Here is a 22870-nt window from a genome sequence, read left to right as displayed (position 1 = left end):
GGCTTCGGCGGCGGGCGGGGCTTCGGCCGCGGGAGGGGCTTCGGCCGCGGGAGGGGCTTCGGCGGGCGCTGGCGCAGCAGCCTCGAAGCCTGTGACGAGGTGCGCCGCGACGGCGCGGACGCTGGGGTGACGCCAGATCAAGGTCGTGCTCAGCTCGAGCCCGAGCCTGGCCCCGATGCGGTTGCGCAGCTCGACGGCCATCAGCGAGTCGAGCCCGAGCAGCTGCAGCGGATCATCGAGGCCGATCCGCTCGCGGGTGTTGCCGGTGATCGCCGCGAGCTCGTCGATCACGTAGGCGCGGAGCAGCTCGGTCCGGCGGCCGACCCCGGCCTCGGTCAGCGCCGCGACGAAGGCCGGGTCGGCGCGGTCCTCGGCCTCGGCGTCGAGCTCGGCGAAGACCGGCGCGTCGGCGAGCGCCAGCGCCGACTCGCGCCAACGCCTGAGGTTGAAGCGCATCGCTACCGCGTGCTCGATCTCGCTGGCCATGATGAGCGCGAGCGCGCGCTCGACATCGTCGCCGTCGAGCGCCACGACCCCATCGAGCTCCGTGGCCCAATCAATCTGCTGCGCCGGGAGCCCGAGCGCCCGCCGGTGGCGCACGAGGCTCGCGCAGAAGCTGTCGAGCGCCGCGGCCTGTGTCCGGGCCCGGCCGCCGAGCAGCCCGTGCCCGCCGCCGCACAGCGCAAACAAGGAGAGCCCGGCGTCGACGGTCGCGGCGTGGAGCTTCCAGGCCCGAGCGAAGGCCGCGGCGAGGGCCGCCTCGCTGGCCGCGAGCTCGCGCTCGGACGCCCCCGGGCCCGGCTCGTCCGCGCGGTCGAGCTCGGCGAAGTGCAGGAGGCCGACGACCCGACCCTCGCGCGAGGCGATCGCCGCGGCGATCGCCTCCTGATCGTCGAGCGCGAGCGCCGGCCGTTCAACCGTCGCGCCTCGCTCGGCCAGCCGGCGTCCAGCCTGGCGCGCCAGGCTCGAGTCGGCCCCGGTGATCCACACGACCGCGCCGCGCTCGAGGCCCGGCCCGGCGTCGGAGATCGGGGCCGCCCTCGCGTCCCCGATCTCGACGACCAGCTTGCCGGTGTGGGCACCGCGAGCCATGGACTCGAAGGCCTCGCGGGCCGCGGTGATCGGCACGACGCGGCGCGCGATTGCCTGGATCTCCCCCTTGGCCCAGCGCGCCGCGCCGCGCTCGAGTAGCGCCCGCATCCGCTCCGGTCGCTCGCGCTGCATCCCGTCGAGGTCGACCAGGGTCCACGAGAGCCGACGCAAGAAGGGCGCCGTGTCGATCTGCGCGTGGGCCAGGTAGTCACGCTTTCCGAGCTCGACGAAGCGGCCATCGGGGCCGAGCAGCTCGAAGCTCGCCCGCAGCAGCGGCCCGGCCAAGCTGTTGAGGACCACGTCCAGCCCGCGGCCGTCGGTCGCCGCCCGGACCATGTCGACGAAGGAGCGATCGCGCGAGCTGCCGACCCAGCGGACGCCCTGGCTGCGGAGCAGCGCGCGCTTGGCCTCGGTCCCGGCCGTTGCGAAGATCTCGGCGCCGCGCGCCCGGGCGATCTGGACCGCGTACTGGCCGACGCCCCCGGCCGCCGCGTGGATCAGCACGCGCTCCCCGGCTTGAAGGTGGGCGACATCTTCGAGGGCGTAGCTGGCCGTGAGCGAGGCGATCGGCAAGGCCGCCGCCGCCGCCGCGTCGAGCTGCGCGGGTCGACGGACCACGAAGCCTCGCCAGGCCCGAACGTGGCTGGCGAAGCAGCGCGGCGCGAGGGCGATGACCGGATCCCCGAGCGCGAGATCGTCGACAGCCGAGCCCAGCGCGCAGACCCGGCCGCTGCACTCGCGACCGAGCGCACGCGCGGCCCCGAGCCCGTCGAGGTCGAGCGCGTCGAGGGCCAGGAGTACGTCGAGGAAGTTCAGGCCCGCCGCCTCGACCTCGACCTCGACCTCGTCCGGCGCGAGCGGAGGCTGTCGGCGGGGGCGAGCGACCAACTCGAGCCCGGCCAGCCCAGGCCCGGTCTGCTCGAGGGCCCAGGCCCGGGTCCCAGCCGGGCGCTGGCGGGGGCGCGGCGTCGCGCGCTGGAGCCGAGGGACGAGGACCCGCACCCCCGCGCCGCCATCGGTCGCAGCTCGGAGGGCGAGTTGGTTCTCACGACCGTGGCCGAGGGCCTCGACCAGCGCCGCGCACGAGGCCGGATCCGCGAGCGGATCGGCGCCGCCAGGGTCGAGATCGACGAGGGTGCAGCGCAGCTGTGGGTGCTCGTTCATCAGGCAGCGGGCCGCCCCCCAGACGGGCGCGTGCTCGAGGCGGGGCGCCTCGCCGTCGAGGCTCACGGCCCCGCGGGTGACCACCACCAGGCGCGGGGGATCGCGATCCCCCCGAGCCAAGAGCGCCTGAGCGAGCCGCCGCAGCGTCCGCGTGGCCTCGGCGGCCAGGCCCGGCAGCGCCTGGGGGTCCGAAGCTGGCGGCGAGGCGCAGCCGGGCATCAAGGCGATCACCAGCGCCAGCCGATCGGGCCCGGCTCCGACCGGATCGATCGAAGCCCGGCGCTCGGTCTCGGGCCCCAACGCGCCCGCGAGCAGGCGACCCACGCCGCGCTCACCGAGCTCGAGGACCCGCTTGGGACCCGCGAGCCCGGGTCCGCTCGCCCGCCCGCTCGCGTCCGCGTCGCGCCAAGCCAGGGCGTAGATCGGCGCGCTCGCTCGGCCCCGATCCGCGCGCCGGCCCGACGAGCTCGAGCTCGCCCTCGAGCTCGCCCTCGGCTCGCCCTCGCCCTCGCCCGCGCTGACGCTCGCCTCGCTCGGGCTCGGGGCCAACGGCACGCGCTGGCGCTGCCACGGGTAGCGTGGCAGGCAGACGCGCGGGCGGCCGGGTTCGCGCACGACCCAGCTCGGCGGGTGTCCGGCCTCGTAGAGCGCCGCGAGCGTCCGCGCCAAGCCCAGCGACGCCTCGGCGGGGCCACGCTCGAGCGCCGCGAGCCAGCGACAGCCGCGATCGTCGAGGGCCGCCGTGGTCGGGCCCGTGAGCCCGGAGTGGATCGCCCGGGCGCCGTCGAGCTCGACAAACACCGGCGCCTCGGCGAGCAGCTCGACGACCACCTCGTCGAGGCGAGCGGGGCCACCGGGCGCCGCGAGCCAGGCCTCGAGCGGGCCGCGCTCGACATCCAGCCAGGCCCCCGTCCGCGCCGAGATCAGCTCGACCTCCGCAGCCCTCACCCCTGCGGGGACCGGCGCGGGGACCGGCGCGCCGACCAGCAGCGCGGCCGCCTGCTCGTGGTTCAGGACCCCGGCCAGCTGGGCCGCCGCGATCTCGGCCCCGCTCGCCGCCAGGACCACGTCGGGCCTCACCCCCCGCGCCTCGAGCAGCGCGGCCAGGCCCACACTCAGGGCCCAAGCGCCGGCCGCCGAGCCTTCGTCGAGGGCGTCTTCGAGGCGCCAGCTGGCCCCGTGCTCTTGGATCGCGGCCTCGCAACGAGCGACGGCCTCGGCGAACGCCGGATCGCTCGCCACCACCGCGCCCGGCCCCGACCTCGAGGCTCGGCCAGGCGCCACGAACACCACCCGCGGGCGAGCGTGCACGGCCACGGCCACGCCCGGGTCCGCGCGGGCCTCGTCGAGCCCCGCGCGCAGCTGGGCCAGGTCATGTCCAACGATCGCGCGCCGCAGCGGCGCGTGGCTGCGAGCGATCGCGGCGGCGTAGACCAGCGCCTCGGCGTCGGCGTCGGCGTCGGCCAGCCGCTCGGCGTAGCGGTCGAGCAAGTCCGCGAGGGCCTGCGGATCCCGAGCCGAGATCGGCAACACCAGCGGGCCGTGGTCCGCGATCACCTCGGGCGCGGCCACGCCTGGCGCCTCCTCGACGAGCAGGTGCGCGTTGGTACCCGCGATCCCAAACGCGCTGACCGCCGCGCGCCGCGGTCGATCGCCCCCGCGGGTCCAGTCGGCCGCGCGCGTCGCAACCCGCAGCCGACCGGCGTCGAGGCCCAGCTTGGGGTTGAGCGTGGTCAAGTTGTGCTGCGCCGGGATCCGCTCGCGCGCGAGGCTGGCGATGACCTTGATCAGGCCGCAGATCCCCGCGGCCGCCTCCATGTGGCCCAGCTGCGCCTTGCTGGCGCCGAGCCAACAGCGCCCCTCCCCCGCGCCGTAGACCGCCCGCAGCGCGTCGACCTCGACCGGGTCGCCGAGCGCAGTGCCGGTCCCGTTCGCTTCGACATAGTCGACGCTGTCGGCCTCGATCCCGGCGTCGGCCAGGGCCGAACGCAGCAGCCGCTCTTGCGCCCGGGGGTTGGGCACGCTCAGGCCGACGCTGCGACCGTCATGGTTGACCGCCGACCCCCGCAGCCTCGCCCACACCCGATCGCCCTCGCGCGCCGCGTCGGTCTGACGACGGAGCAGGACCATGCCGCAGCCCTCGCTGCGCACGAAGCCGTCGGCGTCACGATCGAAGGTCTTGCCCCGGCCATCGGCGGCGAGCAGCCCAGCCGCCGCGATCTTGGCCATCGCCGCGGGCGACAGCAGGACCTGGACCCCACCCGCGAGGGCCAGATCGCACTCGCCTCGGCGCAGGCTCCGGATCGCCAGGTCGATCGCGACCAGCGAAGACGAGCAGGCCGTATCCACCGTGACGCTGGGCCCGGTCAGATCGAGGCAGTGAGACACGCGCCCCGACACGCTGCTGTGGAGGTTGCCGGTCGCCGAGTAGGCGTCGAAGCCCGCGGCCGCGTCGACGCGCTCGCGGTGCTCGAGGTTCGAGACCCCAACGAACACACCGACGCGCCGGTCCTCGAGTCGATCGAGCGCGACGCCAGCGTCCTCGAAGCTCTCCCACGCGAGCTCGAGGACCAGGCGCTGCTGCGGATCCAGGCTCCGGGCCTCGACCGCTGCGATCGCAAAGAAGCGGGCGTCAAACTGGTCGAGCGGCTGCGTGAGCAACCCGGCGACCGCGGCCCCTCGCCGCCGCCCGTCCCCGCGGCCCAGGGCCCAGCGTGAGGGGGGGATCTCGACGATCGGATCGCGGCCGCTGTCGAGCAGCTGCCAGAGCTGATCGGGATCCTCGGCGCCGCCGGGGAAGCGACACGCCGCGCCGATCACCGCGATCGGCTCGCGGGTGGCCTCGTCCAGCGCCGCGAGCCGGCGGTTCTCCGCTCGCAGCCGCCGCAGCTCGCGGGTCGCCTGCTCGATGAGCTTGCGCGGCGTGTCGCTCATGGCCCGGCCTCGCTCTCGCCGAGCTCCGCGCTCAGGGCCCGCAGCAACTCGTCCTGCGCCAGCTTGGACAGCTCGTCGTCCTCGGCGTCGGGTTCACCGCTCGCGTCGGCGTCGAGCGGGTGCTCGGCCTCGACGCTCGCGCCGAGCAGGCGCCCGAGCTCCTCGACGAGCGCGTCGAGGCGTGAGTGCGACCAGGCGAAGGACGCCGGCAGCTCGAGCCCCGTGGCCTGCTCGAGCCGGTTGCGCAGCTCGAGGCCCGTGAGCGAGTCGAGCCCGAGCTCGGCGAGCTCGGCCCGCGGGTGGAGGCGCTCGGGATCGATCCGTAGCGCGGCCGCGGCCGCGGCCCGGACCCGCGTCGTCAGCGAAGCGCGGCGCTCGCTCGCCGAGGCGCCCGTCAGGACCACCCCCTCGCTCGGCGGCAGCCCCTCTGGCTGGCCGAGCGGGGCGCGGTAGGCCGAGAGGGTCCGGTTGTGGGCGAGCGCGGGATAGGCCGCGAGCCAGGCCTGCGGATCGAAGCGCGCGACGCCGACCCGAGCGAGGGAGGGATCTGCGAGCACCCCCTCGAGCAGGTCCATGCCCCGGTCAGGCAGCAGCGGCCTCAGGCCCCGCCGGGCCAGCGAGTCAGCGGCCTGTGCGACCAAGCCCAGCTCGGCGAAGGGCCCCCAGCCGATCGCGACCGCCGGCAGCCCAGCTCGGCGGCGGCGCAGCGCGAGCGCGTCGATGAAGGCGTTGGCCGCCGCGTAGTTGCCCTGCCCCGGTGAGCCGATCTGCGCGACGATCGACGAGAACAGCACGAAGTGGCGCAGCTCCAGCCCGGCGCTCAGTGAGTCGAGGTGGCAGGCCCCCGCGACCTTGGCCGCCATCACGCGGGTGAAGCGATCACGATCGAGGCTGGCGAGCAGCCCGTCGTCGAGGGTCGCCGCCAGGTGAAAGACCCCGTCGAGCGCCGCGCCGAGCTCCGCGAACACGGCCGCGAGCGCGTCGTGATCGCTCACGTCGCAGCGACGGACATCCACGCGCACACCTGTCGCCTCGATCGCGGCGAGCGCGGCCGCCTGCGCGTCGTCGACGATCCCCCGCCGCCCCAGCAAGATCAGGCGCTCAGCCCCCCGCGCCGCCAGCCGCCGGGCCAGGCGCAAGCCCAAGCCACCGAGCCCACCGGTGATCAAGTGGGTCCCGCCAAAGTCGGGCGTCACCCTCGGCGACGAGGTCAGCGGGCGCAGGCGCGCCGCGAGACACCGCGGACCTCGCACGGCGAGGCGGTCCTCGTGGTCTGGCGGCGACCGCAGGACCGAGACCAGGGCCGCGATCCCGCTCGCGTCGATCCCCGCCGACAGATCAACCCGAACGCAGCGCAGCTGTGGTTGCTCGTAGGCCAAGGTCGTGGCCAGGGCCCCGAGCGCCGCCTGCTCGGCCCGCGCTTCGTCGTCGGCCTCGACCCGCTCGGCGCCAGCCGTCAGCACGAACAGCCGCGGGCTCGCCGGGCCCCGAGCGGCCAGGCCCAGCGCCAGGAGCCGCAGCCCCTCGCAGCGATCGACCAGGGACTCGAGCGCGCCGGTCTCGGCCCCGCCATCGAGGCTCACCACCGCGTCCGCCCAGTCGAGCGCCGCGTCCCCGTCCCGCCCGAGGATCTGGACCTCGTCTCCCGCGGCCTCGAGCCCCGCCGCCAGCGCGTCGACGAGCGGTCCTCCGCCCGGCCCGACGATCGCCACGCGGCGCCGATCCTGCGCCGCAAGGGCCCCACGGTCGAGCGTCTCCCACTCCAGCCCGATCAGCTCGGGGACCGCGAGGCGCAGCCCAACCAGCGGCTTCAGCCTCAGCGCGTCGACGGCCACCAGGACCTCGCCTGCGGCGTCGACGAGCTCCAGCTTCGCAACCAGCTCACGCCCCGCGCCCTGCCCCCGGGCCTCGACGCGCCCGATCGCCCGCGCGGTCCGGCCCGGATCACCGCGCATGATCAGGCGCCCGATCGCGACCGGGACCAGCGGGCTCGGGCCCGAATCGAACCCGACCACGGCCTGGAACGCGGCGTCGAGGCACACGACCCCACGGGCCCACGACGACAGCGAGGGATCGACGACGAGGCTGGCCTCGAAGGCCTCGGCGTCGCGCTCGAGGGTCGCCAAGGCCCGAAACGCCGGGCCATACTCGAGCCCACGCTCGCCGAGTTCGCGATACAGCGCCGCGACGTCGATCGAAGACCGGCGGGCCGCGTCGGGCCCGGTGACCGTCGACCGGGCCCCACACTCGGCGACGTAGCTCGCGCGCGCGTGGACCGTCCAGCTCTGGGCCCCACGACCAAACAGCTCGATCTCGTGTCGACCGGTCTGCGCGCCCGGACGCGCGACGATCTGGACCGCGCCACCTTCGCCGAGCACCCAGGCCGTGGGGATCGTCAGCTGCTCGAGCTCCATGACCGGCGTCAGGCCCAGGACCTCGACGCCAGCGAAGATCAACAGCGCCAGCTCGGCCCCCGCGACGACCCGCGCGCCCCCGACCCGGTGATCGTCGAGGTGAGTCATGCGCCGCGGATCGAGCCGGCCCTCGGCGACCCGCGCCTTCGCCAGCGCGGGTGAGCTCAGCTCGCGCAACCCCGCCGGCGCGTCCCGGGGCGGGCCCGGGCGGTGAGCGGCGGACGCGGCCCGCAACTGGTCGAGGACCTCGTCCATGCAGGCGCGCTCGTCTTCGCCGCGGCGCAGCGATCCCAGCGCCCGCGCGGGTCGACCGGGGCCCGACGCATCGGCGATCGCCGTCGTCAGCACCGGGTGCGGACCGATCTCCACAAACACCCGCGGCGCGTCACCCCAGCTCGCGCTCGGGCCCTCGCCCGCCGGCGCCAACAAGCGGTCCACGCCCTCCGCGAAGCGGACCCGCGCGCGCAGGTTCGTCGCCCAGTACTCCGGTCCCAGCGAAGCCCCCGGCTGCCAGTCGGCCCGGACCGTCGAGAGCATCGGGATCCGGCCCGAGCGAGGCGCGATCCCAACCAACGCCGCCCGGACGGGCTCGACCAGCGGCTCGATCAGCGGGCTGTGGGACGCGTAGTCGACCTTGACCCGGCGGCAGAACACTGCCCGGGCCTCGAGCTTGGCGAGGACCGCCGTGAGCGCCTCCGGCTCGCCCGAGAGCACGCAGGATCGCGGCCCGTTGTGAACGCCGACCACCACCGCGCCGCCGCTGTCCGCGACCGCCCTCTCGGCGTCCGCGATCGACAGCTCGACCACCGCCATCTCGCCTCGTCCAGCCGCGCGCGCCCGCGCGATCTGGCTGCGGCGAGCGACGATCCGCGCGCCGTCCTCGAGGGTGAGCGCCCCGGCCACACACGCCGCCGCGATCTCCCCCATGCTGTGGCCCATGACCGCGTCGGGCTCGACCCCGCGCGCCCGCCAGAGCTCGGCGAGGGCGATCTGGAACGCCCACAGCACCGGCTGGATCACGTCGTTGCGATCCAGCCGTGAGCGGGCCTCGTCGGCCTCGAGCTCGGCGAGCACCGATCCTTCGAAGTGCGGCGCGAGGGCCCGATCGCAGGCCGCGAGCGCCCGGCGAAAGCTCGGCTCGCTCGCGATCAGGGTCCGCCCCATCCCCAGCCACTGACCGCCCTGGCCCGGGAACACGAAGATCACCCGCGCCCGCCCGCTCGTGTTCGTCGCGGCCTCCGGCCCGCGCTCGACGGCCGCGCTCGGCAGCCAGCAGCGCTCGCGGATGAACGCGTGGGTCGGCAGATCGACAACCCGGGGACCAAGGGGCGCGAACACCCGCTCCCACGCGACGCTCAGGCCGCGGGCGTGGAGCGTCGCCAGGGGCTCGAGCGGCGACGCCCGGCCGTCTTCGTCGCGGGCCAGGGCCGCGACCCCGACCGCGTCCTCGACCGCGTCCTCGGCCTCGGCCTCGGTGGATGTCGACCCTTCGTCCAACTCGAGCGAGATCACGAACGCGTAGCCGGCCTCGCGCAGCCGAGCCTGCGACGCAGGGTTGAGCTCGCCGTCCACGAGGCCGAGCGCGCGTGACGACAACACCGGGATCGCGGCGCCGCTCAGATCGATGTTGGCCCCGCTGCTCACCGCACCGCTCAGCGCGTCTCCAAGCGACACGCAGCCGGCGAACACCGCCGCCGCGATCAGCCCGGCTCCGGACCCGACCAGCGCGTCCGGCTCAACCCCCAGCGCCGCCCAGACCTCGGCCAGCGCGATCATCCCGGCGATCCGGGCCGCCTCGCGCAGCCGCTCGCACCCCTCGAGCTCGCCGATCAGGCAGCCACGCAAGGACCCCTCGGGCCGCTGCGGGTGATCCTCGAGCGCGCGCTCGCACCCGTCGATCGCCCGCGCGAACTCCAGCGAAGCCTCGAGCATGTCGACGACCCCCGACGCCGGGAGCTGCGAGGTGGCAGGAAACAGCCACGCCACCGCGCCTTCGACGGTGGCCAGGCCCTCGACGCGGCGGCCCGCGGAGGCCGGCGCCCCGGCCCCGAGCTCGGCGAGCGCCGCGCTGAGCTCGGCGGCGCGAGCGAACACGACCGCGCGACGCTCGAAGTGAGTCCGGGTCGTCGCCAACGAGTAGCCCAGATCGACGAGCCGGGGCTCAGGCCCGCGGGCCAGCGAGGCCCGCAGGCGATCGGCCTGGGCCCGCAGGCCAGCCTCGTGGGTCCCCGAGATCAGCAGCGGGATGATCGGCCCCCCGTCATCGCTCGCGGCCGCGCGCGGGCGGTCCGAGGTCGACCCCACGACCGCGCTGCCCGCCCCGATCATGGCCCAGTCCGGGTCGACACCGAGCGGGTAGAGCTCGGCGACGCTAGCGAGCATGACCTCGCGAGCATCCTCGCCGCGGCGCCCCGAAGCCAAGGTCCAGCTTGGGGCCTCGCGCTCGGCCACCAGCTGACGGATCGGCTCGAGCACGACCGGATGGCCCCCGAGCTCGATGAACACACACGGCTGCTCCTTTGCGATCCCCCGGATCGCCGACCCGAGGCGCACGGGATCACGCAGGTTGCGAACCCAGTGTTCGGCGTCGCACTCCGGCCCGTCCAGCCACGCGTCGCGGGTCGTCGAGCGCAGCGGGACGCTCGCGCGGCCCGGCGAGATCCCGGCCAAGGCCTCGGCCAGAGGTCCCAGGGCCGGCTCGATCACCGGGCTGTGCGAGGCGTACTCGATCTCGACCCGCGCGTGGCGAATGCCCAGGCCATTGAGGATCGCGGCGGCCGCAGCCAGGCGGCCTCGAGCGCCCGAGAGCACCGTCGTGCGCGGCGAGCCGTCGACCGCCACGCACAAGCCCTCGGCCGCGGCCCCCAGCCCCGCGAGGGTCGAGGCGCCGTCGAGATCGACAACCAACATCCCGCCCTCGTCTTGAACGAAGCCAGCGATCGCCCGGCTGCGCGCGAGCACGATCGTCATCGCGTCGGCCAGGGACAGGACCCCCGCCAGGTGCGCGGCCGCGACCTCGCCGACGCTGTGCCCGACCAGCGCGTCAGGCTCGACGCCCCACGCCCGCCACAGCCGGCCCAGGGCGATCGCCGTCGCACACAGCGTGACCTGAACGACCTCCAAGGGCGCAGGGCCCTCGCTCGCGTCGGCGCACAGGGCCTCGAGCAGGGACCACTCGCAGCGCTGACCGAGCGCCCGCTCGCAGGCCTCGAAGGTCTGGCGAACGACCGGCTCGTGGATCAGGCCACGGATCATTCCGGGCCACTGCGAGCCGTGGCCGGGACACACGAACACCAGCTTTGGCCTCGGCCCGGGCGCCCGCCTCGCTCGGGCGGCCGGCGCCGACAGCAGCGCGGTCAGTTCAGCCAGCAGCTCGGCCCGCGAGCGGACCAGCGCCGCGGCCCGCAAGCTGGAGTCGCGCCCGCCCGGCGTCCGCTTCAGGCCCAGCGAGGGGCCGGAGCTCGCGGGCGCCGTCGCGGCGCCGAACAGCTCGAGCGCCGCGACGCGGAGCTGTTCGGCGTCGTCGGCCTCGACGACCAGCAGCCGGGCCCGGCTCGTCGGCGCGGCCTCGAGCACCGCGTGGCAGTTGGTCCCGCCGAAGCCAAAGGAGCTCACCCCCGCCCGCGGCGGCGCGTTGCTCTCGCGCTCGGGCCAGGCCGCGAGCGCGGTCGGGACCGCGAGGCCTTCGCCGGCAAAGTCGATGTGCGGGTTGGCCCGCTCGAAGTAGAGGTTGGGAGGGATCGCGCGGTGGTGCAGGGCCAGCGCCGTCTTGATCAGCCCCGTGACTCCGGCCGCCGCCTCGAGGTGGCCGAGGTTGGTCTTGACCGAGCCGATCGCGAGCACGCGCTCGCCGGAGCTCGCGCCCGGGCGCCGGGCACCGAGCGCAGCACCGAGCGCCCCGGCCTCCATCGGATCGCCGAGCAGCGTCCCGGGCCCATGGGTCTCGACATAGTCGATCGTCCCGGCCTCGACCCCCGCGTCGGCCAGCGCCGCGCGCACGACCGCGACCTGGGCCTTGGGGTTGGGCGCCGTCAGCCCGTTCGAGAAGCCATCATTGTTGACCGCGCTCCCCCGGATCACACCATAGATCCGCCGACCCGCCGCGACCGCCCGCGACAACGGCTCGAGCACGACCAGGCCCGCCCCCTCGCCGCGGACATAGCCGTTGGCCCCAGCGTCGAAGGCCCGACACTGACCGTCGGGGTTCATGGCCCCGAACTTGGTCATCGCGACCGTGCTCAGCGGCGAGGCCATGACATGGACGCCGCCGGCCAGGGCCAGCTCGCTCTCGCCCCGGGCCAGGCTCTGGCACGCCAGGTGGACCGCGACCAGCGAGCTCGAGCAGGCCGTGTTGAGCGTCAGGCTCGGACCCTGGAGGCCCAAGAAATACGACACCCGCGCCGAGATGATCGACGTGTCCTGACCGGTCGCCGTGTACGGGTCGATCGACTCGGCGTCGGCGCTCGTCAGGCGGGCGTAGTCGCTCCACATCGCGCCAATGAACACCCCCACGGCCTGCTCTCGCAGGCTACGTGGCCGAATCCTCGCGTCCTCGAGCGCCTCCCAAGCCAACTCGAGGATCAGCCGCTGCTGCGGGTCCATCTGGGCCGCCTCCGTCGGCGTGACCCCGAAGAAGCTCGGCTCGAAGCCGGCGACGTCGGCCAGGAATCCCCCGGCTCGAGTCGTCGACTTGCCCGGCGCGAAGCGGTCTTCGTCGAACCAGGCCCGGGCGTCCCAACGCGCGGCCGGGACCTCGGTGACGCCGCTGCCGCCCGCGCACAGCAGCGCCCAGAGATCCCCTGGCCCCGCGACCCCGCCCGGCAACCGGCACCCGATACCGACGATCGCCACGCCCTCGCGTGCAGCCCTCGCGGCCGGCGTTCGAGCGCGGCTCGCCTCGGCCTCGCTCGTGGCGAGGGTCGCAACAATATGGGCCGCCAGGGCTCGGGGCGTGGGGTGCTCCCACGGCGCGGTCGCGGCGATCCTGCAGCCGTAGCGGCGACCGGCCAGGGCCACGAGCTCGAGCAATTGGCCCGAGTCGAGGCCGAGCTCGCGAAACCGGACCCCGGGCCCGACCGCGCCGTGATTCGACGAAAACCGCGAACGAATCGTGACTTCGAGCCACGATTGTACGCTAGCAGTGGAGATCGTCTTCCGAGCCGAAATCATCACAACCGAACGCGGCTCTGCCCGCGTTCGAACCGTGTCTTAGCGACAAGCGACGCGAACATCAACCCCCCACGATCGCGAGAACTCGATGAATTCGTGGCCAGAGACCCGCCCAAGCCCAACTCTTGACCGGGTCAAGGAGCCGGCCCGCGATCGCAGCTCCCCCCTCCCCGCCCCAAGGTGTGCACATTACCCAACTCCATGCCCGGACAGCTATGAACATTATGAGGTTGCCGTCCTTGGCCCGCATCGCTACATTGCCCACGAGCAATTGCCATGCCCACGCAGCCACCATCTCCTGCCTCAGACCGCCGCGCGATCCCCCGGCCCGAATCCTTCTCTGAGTTCCGCGCGCCAAAGCTGGGTCTCAAGACCCAGCTCGTGACCAAGGGGGTGCTGCTCAGCCGCCACCTGGTTCTGATGCCCTTCATGCCTCTGATGAAGAGCCGCCCAGAGCAACCCATGGACGGCGAGAAGCTCAAGGTCCCCTTCGAGGCGCTCGAGCGGACCCTCGTCCATCGCGCGCTGCTCGGTCGAGCCCGCGTCTACGCCGACGACGAGACCTTCGAGATCCCCCGGCTCCGCGCCGATGAGGTCACCCCCGCCGAGCTCCAGGCGCTGATCGACCACACCCCCGTGGTCCTCGAGGGCCTGTTTAGCAAGGACCTGCTCCAGCGCTGGAGCCTCGAGCGCCTCAAGCAGCGCTTTGGCGACGCGCGCATGTGGGTGACCAACACCGACCTCACCGAGCACAAGAGCTCGATGGCTGAGCTGCTCGACGAGATCATCGCAGGGGACCAAAGCGGCAAGTACGTGCGTAGCGCCTCGGACGTGTTCATCGAGGAGCCCGAGCTCCTCGAGCAGCTGCCCCTCGACACGATGAAGCGCTACATGGGTGAGGTCGCCGAGTACTTCGGCGCGGAGCTCTTCATCGGCGGAGCGGGCACCGGCACCCCCTTTCACTGCGCGCCCTTTTTCAACTTCTTCGCAATGATCCACGGCGTCAAAGACTGGGTGTTCGCGCACCCCAGCTACTCGTCGTGGATCTACCCAATCCTGCATCACATGGGCTACGGGGTCTCGCGCGTGCGCCATCGCAACCCCGAAGAGATCGACTCCAAGTACCCACTCTACAGGCAGATCCCCCGGCTCACCTGCCGGCTCGAAGCCGGCGACATGCTGATCAATCCACCGTGGTGGTGGCACGCTGTCGACAACCTGTCCCCGAGCAGCATCGGCATCGCAACGCGCTGGGTCGAGCCCGGCCTGACCCGCTTCAACCGGACCTACGAGCTCGCCGGCAAGCTCTACAAGAGCTCGCGTGAGCTGCTGCGCAACGCCCACCAAGCTGGCCAGGGCCGCCGCCTCCAGGACTCGATGTGGCGCGATCGTTTTCACCTCAAGCCGCCAAACATCAACGCCCTGTTCAAGCGCTAGCCGAGCCCATGAACGCCAACGCCGATCAGCGCCTCGAGCAGCTCCTGTCCGAGCAATACGACGCATTCCAGGCCATCCACGAGTCCTGGGGACAAGGTGAGACCTACTTCAATTGGGGCTACCAGACCGCCCTCCACCAACCCTTGGCCGCGACCCGGGAGCGGCTCGTTTGCGAGGTGTTTCGCGCCCTCGGCCCCGGGCCAGGCGATCGCATCATCGACGTCGGCTTCGGCAGCGGGGCTCAGGATCTATGGGCCGCGCGGCACCATGACTTCGCCGAGCTGATCGGCTTCAACATCTCTGCGCGTCAGGTCCAGGAGGCCCGGCGCCGGGCCGCAGAGCTCGGGTTGGACGGGCGCCTGCGCTTTCATCACCAGCCCGCCGAAGACATGGCCGCGCTCGCCGACGCCAGCGCAGATGGCCTGGTCGCGATCGAGTGCGCCCCCCACTTCGACCGGCCGCGGTTTTACAAGGAGGCCGCCCGGGTCCTGCGGCCGGGCGCGCGCATGGTCCTCGCCGACATCTGCTTTTGCGCGGCGTTGAGCCCCGCGATCCGTTCGGGTCCGCCGCCGCTGCGACGCATGGGGACGATCCGCGACAACCAGGCGTCGTGGTCGCCGTGGTTCGTCACCCGCGAGCTGCGAAATATCAACTGGCAGACCCTCCCCGGCTGCCAGCGGACCGTGTTCGCCGTGCTCCGGAGCCTCGCGCGGGTCGACGCCGGGCCCCATCGGCGCCACTGGGTCGAGCTCGCCAAGACCTCGCAGATCATGAGCATCGGTCTGCTGGTCCGGGCCATTCGCTACGATCTGATCGTCTTGGAGCGGCGATGAAGCCCCACGACCCCAAGCCCTCGGGCCCCGAGGCCTCCGCGCAGCCCCCGGTGCCCCGCGGACTCCCGCTGCTCGGCAACCTGCTCGACTGGGTCCGCGATCCTTTCGCCGCGTCGACGCGCTGGGCCGAGGAGCACGGCGACATCGTCGAGATGCGGACGCCAGGTCCGTCGGCCTACCTCTTGTTCGAGCCCACCCTCGTGCGTGAGCTCCTCGTCACCCGAGCCGGGGCCTTTCGCAAGAGCGCCCTGACCCGCGGCATGTCCTGCGTGATCGGGGACAGCGTCGTGACGCGCTCGGGCCAGGCCTGGGTCGCGCGCCGACGACTCCTCGCCCCGGCGCTGCGCAAGGCCGGGCTGCGACGCTACACCAGCGTCATCGTCGACCACGCCCACGCCTACGCCCAGCGCTGGGCCAGCGGCCGAGCCTTCGATCTGCACGCGCAGATGCTCGACTTCATGTTCGACGTGCTCATGGACGTCCTGACCTCGGCCCCGCTCGGCCCCGCGCGCGCCCAGCTTCGACGCGGATTCGACGTATTTTGGGACGACTTCGGCTCCTACGAATTCATGCTGCTCTCGATGTTGTTCGACGGCGAGCCCTACCGTCGGATCACCACCCGACGGCGGCGGCGACAGCTGGAGCTCATCGCCAACTTCGATCGCGTCATCGGCGAGCTCGCCGCCCAGGCCCGCGCGGCCCCCGACCAAAGTCTGCTCTCCGATCTGGTCCGGAGCTGGGACGGCCAGGACCAGCTCGGCGAACAACAGCTGCGCGAAGACGTCACCACCCTGATCCTCGCCGCCCAAGAGACGACCGCCATGGGCCTGACCATGGCCCTCGATCTGCTCATGCGCCACCGCGACGTCGTCGACCGCCTCGCCGCGGAGCTCGACGCAGTGCTCGGCGATCGAGCGCCAGACATCGACGACCTCCCCAACCTGCCCTTGCTCGAAGCCGTCGTCCACGAGTCCCTGCGACTGATCCCGCCGATCTGGGGCGTCGCCCGCGAAGCCCTCGAGCCCACACAGATCGGCAACCTTCGGGTTGCAGCGGGCACCCAGGTCGTCGCCTCGGCCTGGGTCATCCAACGCTCGACCCGCTGGTGGGGACCAGACGCCCTCGACTTCCGACCCGAGCGTTGGCTCGATCAGGGCCAGCGGACTCGCTTCGCATGGTTCCCCTTCGGCGCCGGCCCCCATCTTTGCATTGGCATGCGCTTTGCCCTGATTGAGATGTCCCTGGCCCTGGCTTGTTGGGTTCGACGCTTGCGCTTCGTGGCGCTTGGACCCTCACCCGCGCTGACCTCCGTGGTCACCACGCGGCCCACACACCCCGTCCAGGTCCGGGCAACGGCCTGCTAGCAGCCCGGGGTGCTAGCAGCCCGGGCTGCTAGCCCTGACTCGAGCGCTGCGCGCTCGCCTCTCCGCTCGTTCTGCTCTTCAAGGCGCCTTTCGAAAGCCCCCTCGCTCCCCCCAAACGCTCGCCTCTCCGCAAGCCCGCCGAGATGTCGCCCAGCGCTTCGGGGCGGGGTCACCCACCGCAAAGAGCAGAGCGCAACAAGGCCGCAGGAGGTCCGAGTTCGGGGTATCGCCGTACGAAAAGCAACTTCGACGCCCACCCGACCGACCTGGAGCCACGGCACCAAGAGCCTTCTGCACCCCAGATGGAGAGGCGACGCCCCGAACTCGGACCTCCTGCGGCCTCGCGCGGATCCCTAGCAGCCCCATCAACGCCCCCAAGCTACCCGCCGCGAAACTCGAAGCCGACTTCGGACACGCGGTACCAGCGGGCTGCTAGCGATTCCAACGCAAGTCGACGTTCACGTCGACGAGATCGACACCATCGCGGTGTCCGGCCAGCACCACCTCGCCGGTGATCACGGGATCATGCCCGCCTGCCGTGGTGATCAGTACGCTGGCGTAACCTTGCAGCATGGTCAGGAACCACTCGCCAACCGGTTCGGGCACACCGTGAAAGATCGCCGCAGAGTGACCGACCTCCGACTCGACGATCTCGGTCTCACCAAAGTTGAAATGTTGCATCGTCGCGGCTTGCAGCCGCTCGACGACGCGCTCGGGGCTGACGGCTTTGAACAGCACCCGACGAAAGATATTGAGGTCACGACGGGCGACGTCCATCGATCCGGAGCGGACCGAGTCTGCCCAGGTCTTCCCCTCTAGCTTGGCCACCGCCTCGGTCAGCGTTCGAATCGGGAGCGCGTCATACCAGCCAATGCCGACGAACATCTGCGAGGAGAATGCGCGATATGCAGCATCTGGGAGCGCATCGCCAAGTTGGGCCATGCCCCCCGGAACTCGCTTCACGGCGTAGTCGCGGATGCCCATGTAGGTCGTCCCGCGGGTGTGGAAAGGGCTCTGGCCCGGCTGATACACGGACAAAGCCTGCCATAGCCGACCCGGAGGGTCGAGCCACCGGCCCGGGCGGGGCGACGCGCGGGGTCACCGCAAAGCTCATCGTTACTTGTCAGTCGGCCGGAAGCTCGAAGCCCTCGCTGGCCAACCAGTCCTCGATCTTGGTCCGGACCTCGGCCCCGCCTCGAGCCCTGGCGAGCGCGACCAGGGCCTCGCCGGCGAGGGCCTCGGCCCGGGCCCGATCCTCGGCTGAGGGATCGACGATCAGCGCCTTGGCCAGCGCCAGGCGGAGCTCGGCTTGCTCGACCGGCGTGTTGCCCTCGCCCGCGATCTTCACCGCGCGCTCACCGTAGGCTCGCGCGCGCTCGGGGTGGCCGAGGGCGAGCTCGGTCTCGACGAGGCCGGCGAGGACCTCGACGGACTCGCTGTGGTCGGGGCCGAACGCCTGCTCGCGCATGTCGAGCGCGCGCAGATCCGCGGCCAACGCCTCGTCGTAGCGATGCAGAGCGCGCAGGGCCACGGCGCGGTTGAGCTCGAGCGCGGCGAGGGTCGGGTGGCTGTCCCCGAGCGCCCGCTCGAGCACGGCCTGGGACCGCCCGTAGTCCGCGAGCGCGCTGGCGTGAGCGCCGAGGGCCATGCGCGCCGCCCCCATGTTCTGCAAGGTCACGCCGACGGCCATGTGCTCGGGCCCGAGGCTGTCCTCGAGCACCTTCAGCGCGAGCTGGTAGCGGGCGATCGCCTCGTGGTCGCGGCCGAGGTTCTGGAGCGCCGAGCCAACGTTGACGTCGACGAAGGCGACGTCGGGGTGGGCGCGGCCGAGCTCCTCGACGAGGATCCTCCGCGCGCGCTCGAGGGTCTCGATCGACTCCTCGTAGCGGCCGGTCTCGTCGTAGATGATCGCGAGGTTGTTGAGGTTCTTGGCCACGCGGCGGTGCTCGGCGCCGTAGACCTCCTCGTTGATCTCGAGCGCGCGGCGGTAGAGCTCGAGGGCCTGGTCGAAGTGGCCCTGGGAGGCCTCGTTGTTGCCGATCGCGTCGAGGATCATCGGGACCATCGGGTGCTTGGCGCCGAGCGAGGCGGCCGCGAGCGCGCGCGCGCGACCGAGGCTCTCGCCGGCCTCGCCGTAGTGCCCGAGCTCGTGGTGGGCGTCGCCGATCGCCCGCAGCGCGCCGATGTACGCGGGCCCGCGCTCGCCGTCACGCGAGCGCGCGAGCTCGAGCGAGCGGCGATGCTCGGCCAGCGCGCTGTCGTAGTCACCGAGCGCCATCGCGAGCTCGCCGAGGTGCTGGTGGACCTCGGCCTCGATGTCCGTGTCGTGGCCGTAGTGGACCAGGGCCGCGCGCGCGAGCTCGGCCCAGACCTTGGCCAGCTCGAAGCGGGCCTGGTCGCTCGCGAGGGTCGCGGCGAGGGCCGCGGCCGCCCGGATCAGCACCCGCTCGTGACCCGAGCGCTGCGCCGCCCAGGCCGCCTCGCGCAACAGCCCCTCGCCGCGCTGCTCTTGTGTGCGCTGACGATCGACGGCGAGCCCGAGCAAGAGCAGGGCCTCGGCGGTGACCGGCTCGAACTCGAGGATCCGGGCGCGCTCGCGGGCGAGCTCGCCGCGCTCGATCGCCTCGTCGAACTCGCCGACGTCGGTCAGGCCCTCGACCTCGGCGAGGAGCTGGCGGATCGCCTGGGCCTCGCGGGCCGCTCCTTCGTCGCGGGGCGCGAGCGGCGAGCGCTCGAGCACGTTGGCGGCGGCGCAGCTGTCGACGCTCGGCAGCCCGAGCGAGGGCAGGCGCTCGAGCAGCGCCTCGGGCCGCTGCTCGAGGTGGCGCAGGCCCGCGACCACGCTCTCGACCCGGATCAGCTGCAGATCCAGGCACGCGATCCGGCGCTCGAGCAGCGCCAGGCTCTGGTCCCCCTGGACGTGGGTCGCCTCGCAGGCGCGCAGGCGCGAGCGCGACCACTGCCGCGCCCACTGGTCGAAGCCAGCCTCGACGCTGGCCCAGGTGTCGGGCGCGTAGGGCTGGTTCGAGCGCAGCGCGACCTCGCTGAGCTCGGCGGCCACGGCCTCGTCCCACACGCCCTCGAGCATGCCGCTGCCGTCGTCACAGACCGCCGTCGAGCCCTCGCGGCCCTCGTAGAAGGCGACGAGCGCGACGATCGCCAGGACCATGACCGAGACCGGCACCCACCACAGCCGGCGCGGGCCCGAAGCCACGCTGGTCAGCGCGGCCAGCAGCTCGTCCATGCTCGCAAAGCGCCGCCCGGGCACGAGGCTCAGGCCGCGCAGCAGGACCCGCTCGATGGCGTCGGGCAGATCCTCGGGCCGGGTCCCGGGCAGCGAGCGCGCGCGGCTGAGGTCGCGAAACCGGCGCGGGTCGTCGAAGCGCCCGCGAAACGGCCGGGTCCCGTAGAGCGCCTCGTAGAGCGCGACGCAGAAGCTGAACTGATCGCTGCGCGCGTCGACGGCCCCGCCCGAGGCCTGCTCCGGCGCCATGTAGGCCGGCGTGCCCATGACCTGGCCCTCGCGCGTGACCACGTCCTCGCGCTCGCGCGTGACCTCGCCCGACTCGCTCCAGCTGTCCGGGTCGAAGGGTCGGTCCCACAGCTCTTGGAGGCGCGCGACCGAGGTCTCGGGGTCGCCCTCGCGCAGCTGCGCCGCGAGCCCAAAGTCGAGCACGCGCACGCGCCCGTCGACGCCAACGCGGACGTTGTCGGGCTTGAAGTCGCGGTGGACGATGTCGGCCGCGTGGGCGGCCGCGAGCCCCCGCGCGGCCTGAATGAACATGCCGACGATCTCGGCCCACGCGCGCGGCGCCTCGCCGAGCCACTCGCCGAGGGTCCTGCCCTCGACGAACTCCATGACCACGTAGATCTGGTCGTCGCAGGTTGCGACCTCGTAGACCGGGACGACGTTGGGGTGCGAGAGCCGGGCGAGGGCCTGGGCCTCGCGGCGCAGGCGGCTGCGCCGTTGGTTGACCGCGTCGGTCTGGCCGACGAGCTTGCTGCGGCGCAGCTGCTTGAGCGCGACCTTGCGGTCGAGGTCGGGATCGTAGGCCGCGTAGACGATCCCGACGCCGCCCGAGCCGACGACCTCGACGACCATGTAGCGGCTGATGCGTGTGCCCGGCGCGACCGCGTCGGCGTCGGCGCTCGGCAGCGACGCCGAGCCGGGCATGTCGAGCTGCGTGGCGTCAGCCGGCGTGTCGAGCTCGGCGCTCGCCTCCGAGCCCGCCGACGCGCTGGGCCGATCCGCCATCTCGCCAGCGAGGGTAGCGCGTTCAGCACACAGATCGCACGCGGATGTCGGACCCAGCGGGCGAGCGGCGGACTCCGGATCCGCGGCACGGCGTGCCGAAGTCGCCCACGCAGCGGCCGTGCGTGGGCGAGCCCCCTACCAGACCGAGCAGACTTGCTCGGGGTGCATGGGCGTGCCCTCGCTACACGAGAACGCGTCCCAGAAGCCCGGGAAGTGCGAGGCCGGCACGTTGATGCGGAATTTTGGCGGTGAGTGGGGGTCGACGGAGACCAGGAGCTCGTCGAACTCCGGCGTGCTGACGGTGCACCAGCTCTGGGCCAGGGCGACGAAGAACAGCTGCTCGTTGCTGAGCCCGTCGATCAGCTCGGGCTCGGGCCCGTGCTCGGCGACCCAGGCCTGGTACGCGATGTAGGCCTCCTTGACCCCGCCAAAGTCGGCGATGTTCTCACCGAGGGTCAGCTCGCCCTTGACGTGGACGCCGGGCTGGACCTCGAGCGCCGAGTAGGTCTCGACCACACACTGGGTCTGAACCTCGAAGCTGTCCGCGACCTCGGGCGCCCACCACTCGCGCATGACCCCGTCGGCGTCGAACTTGCGCCCGCTGTCGTCGAAGCCGTGGGTCAGCTCGTGGCCCATGACCATGCCCATGGCCCCGAAGTTCATGGCCTTGGGGTGGTCGCGGTGGAAGAAGGGCGGCTGGAGGATCCCGGCCGGGAAGTTCATGACGTTTTGCAGGGGGTTGTAGCTGGCGTTGACGATCGACGCCGGCCAGCGCCACTCCTGCTCGTCGACCTGCTGGCCGACCTTGGCGATCTGCTCGGCGCTGGCCCAGGCCCGCGCCGCGACCGCGTCGGTGAAGTAGGCGCCCGAGAGCTCGAGCCCCTCGTAGCTCCGCCACTTCTCGGGGTAGCCGATCTTGTTCTCGATCTTGTCGATCTTGCCGACCGCGGCCTCGCGGGTCGCGTCGTCCATCCACGCCAGCGCGGGCAGCCCGGCCTCGAACGCGGCCTCGACCCGCTCGATCATGTCGACGGCGATCTCGCGGCTGTCGCCCGCGAAGCTGCGCTCGACGAACTGCTGGCTGAGCAGATCCCCGACCGAGCTGTTGACCGCCCCGACGCAGCGCTCCCACCTCGGCTGGAGCTGCTGTTGACCGGTCAGGGCCGCGGCGAATTGAAAGTTGGCCTCGACGATCTCGGCCGAGAGCAAGTTGGCGGTGCTGCGGATCAGGTTGAAGCGCAGGTAGTCTTTGATCGTGGCCGCGTCGGCGGCTCCGATGACCGCCGGGAGGCCCTCGACGAACTCGGGGTTGCTGACGTTGATCAGCTCGAGCTCGGGCGCGCCGACGGCCGCGAGGTAGGCCGCCCACGGCAGCTTGGACCTGTCCTCGACGCCCTTGCGATCCCAGCGGTGGTAGACGGTCTCGGGGTCGCGCATCTGCTCCGGGGGCTTTTGCAGCCTGGCGAGCTCGGTCTCGAAGGCGACGATCCGCTTGGCGGCCGCGGCCGCGTCTTCGGGGCCGTAGTCGACGAAGGCGAGCATCCGCGCGATGTGGGCCTCGTAGGCGGGCAAGAAGCGGCTGGCCTTGGCCTCGTCGAGATAAAACGAGGGGCCCGGCAGGCCCGTGCCGCCCTGGCCGAGGTCGCTGATGTGCAGATCCGGCTGCTCGAAGTCGATCGAGAGCCCGAAGTCGAAGAAGGCCCCGAGCCCGACGCTGGCGTCGAGCTCACCGACGAGCTCGAACAGCGCCTCGGTGTCGCTGACCTTCAGCGCCTCGATCTTGGCCAGGTAGGGCGCGAGCGGCGTGGCCCCGGCCGCGTCGATCGCCGGCTCGTCCATGCAGGCCTTGTAGAGCGCCCCGGCGCGGCCGGTGTCGGCGTCGAGGATCTCGCGCAGGATCTCATTGTTGCGATCGCCGAGCTCACCAAAGCCACGACCCCAGCGGGGCTTATCTTCGGGCAGCGGGTTGTTGGCGATCCAGCCCCCGCAGGCGTACTGATAAAAGTCGACGCAGGGGTCGGTCGTGAGGTCCATCTGGGCGACGACCTCCTGACCGATCGGGTCGTCGCTGCTGAGCTTCACGCTCGACGCGGTGTCGGGATCCCGAGTCTCCTTCTTGCACCCAGGCGCGAGCAAAGGGACACACAGCAGGGACCAAACGGCGACTCGTTGCCTCGACATGAGGTTCAGCAGCATGCCCGATACGAC

General features: G+C 72.5%; 8 protein-coding genes. 3 read left to right on the top strand and 5 right to left on the bottom strand.

Annotated features, from left to right (window positions below):
* Nucleotides 1-5190: beta-ketoacyl synthase N-terminal-like domain-containing protein (locus tag ENSA5_RS15100; protein WP_106392363.1), on the bottom strand; the 5190-nt coding region annotated here is incomplete at its 3' end.
* On the bottom strand, nt 5187-12773 hold the full coding sequence (locus ENSA5_RS15095) for a type I polyketide synthase (RefSeq protein WP_106392362.1): 7587 nt from the start codon (nt 12771-12773) through the stop codon (nt 5187-5189). The genes ENSA5_RS15095 and ENSA5_RS15100, both read right to left, overlap by 4 nt.
* A 381-nt stretch (nt 12774-13154) precedes the next feature.
* Between ENSA5_RS15095 and ENSA5_RS15090 the strand changes: the two genes are divergently transcribed.
* From ENSA5_RS15090 to ENSA5_RS15080, 3 genes are read left to right on the top strand one after another with little or no spacing between them, the layout of a single operon-like run.
* Nucleotides 13155-14210, top strand: coding sequence for a cupin-like domain-containing protein (locus ENSA5_RS15090; RefSeq protein WP_181197768.1), 1056 nt, complete (start codon nt 13155-13157; stop codon nt 14208-14210).
* 8 nt (nt 14211-14218) lie between these two features.
* Nucleotides 14219-15043: an SAM-dependent methyltransferase gene (locus ENSA5_RS15085; RefSeq protein ID WP_106392360.1), complete on the top strand. Its 825-nt coding sequence runs from the start codon at nt 14219-14221 to the stop codon at nt 15041-15043.
* Nucleotides 15040-16407, top strand: coding sequence for a cytochrome P450 (locus tag ENSA5_RS15080; protein ID WP_106392359.1), 1368 nt, complete (start codon nt 15040-15042; stop codon nt 16405-16407). Before ENSA5_RS15085 ends, ENSA5_RS15080 begins: the two co-directional genes overlap by 4 nt.
* A gap of 432 nt (nt 16408-16839) precedes the next feature.
* Here the strand turns inward: ENSA5_RS15080 and ENSA5_RS15075 are convergent, their stop codons facing one another.
* The 3 genes from ENSA5_RS15075 to ENSA5_RS15065 form a co-directional block, all read right to left on the bottom strand.
* Nucleotides 16840-17439, bottom strand: coding sequence for a hypothetical protein (locus ENSA5_RS15075; protein WP_146155717.1), 600 nt, complete (start codon nt 17437-17439; stop codon nt 16840-16842).
* Between the two features lie 91 nt (nt 17440-17530).
* Nucleotides 17531-20662: a serine/threonine-protein kinase gene (locus ENSA5_RS39570; RefSeq protein WP_106392357.1), complete on the bottom strand. Its 3132-nt coding sequence runs from the start codon at nt 20660-20662 to the stop codon at nt 17531-17533.
* Between the two features lie 135 nt (nt 20663-20797).
* The gene (locus ENSA5_RS15065) at nt 20798-22744 is read right to left on the bottom strand and encodes a M13 family metallopeptidase (protein ID WP_181197767.1); all 1947 of its coding nucleotides are present in this window, start codon (nt 22742-22744) and stop codon (nt 20798-20800) included.
* Between the last annotated feature and the right edge of the window lie 126 nt (nt 22745-22870).

The organism is Enhygromyxa salina, assembly GCF_002994615.1.
Lineage (GTDB): Bacteria > Myxococcota_A > Polyangia > Nannocystales > Nannocystaceae > Plesiocystis > Plesiocystis salina_A.
Note: the sequence above shows the minus strand (reverse complement) of the source record. Positions and strands in the feature narration are given on the sequence as shown.

Coding starts and splice junctions, on each gene's coding strand:
- ENSA5_RS39570 (WP_106392357.1), bottom strand. CDS start 20,662: ATGGCGGATCGGCCCAGCGCGTCGGCGGGCTCGGAGGCGAGCGCCGAG.
- ENSA5_RS15080 (WP_106392359.1), top strand. CDS start 15,040: ATGAAGCCCCACGACCCCAAGCCCTCGGGCCCCGAGGCCTCCGCGCAG.
- ENSA5_RS15085 (WP_106392360.1), top strand. CDS start 14,219: ATGAACGCCAACGCCGATCAGCGCCTCGAGCAGCTCCTGTCCGAGCAA.
- ENSA5_RS15095 (WP_106392362.1), bottom strand. CDS start 12,773: ATGATTTCGGCTCGGAAGACGATCTCCACTGCTAGCGTACAATCGTGG.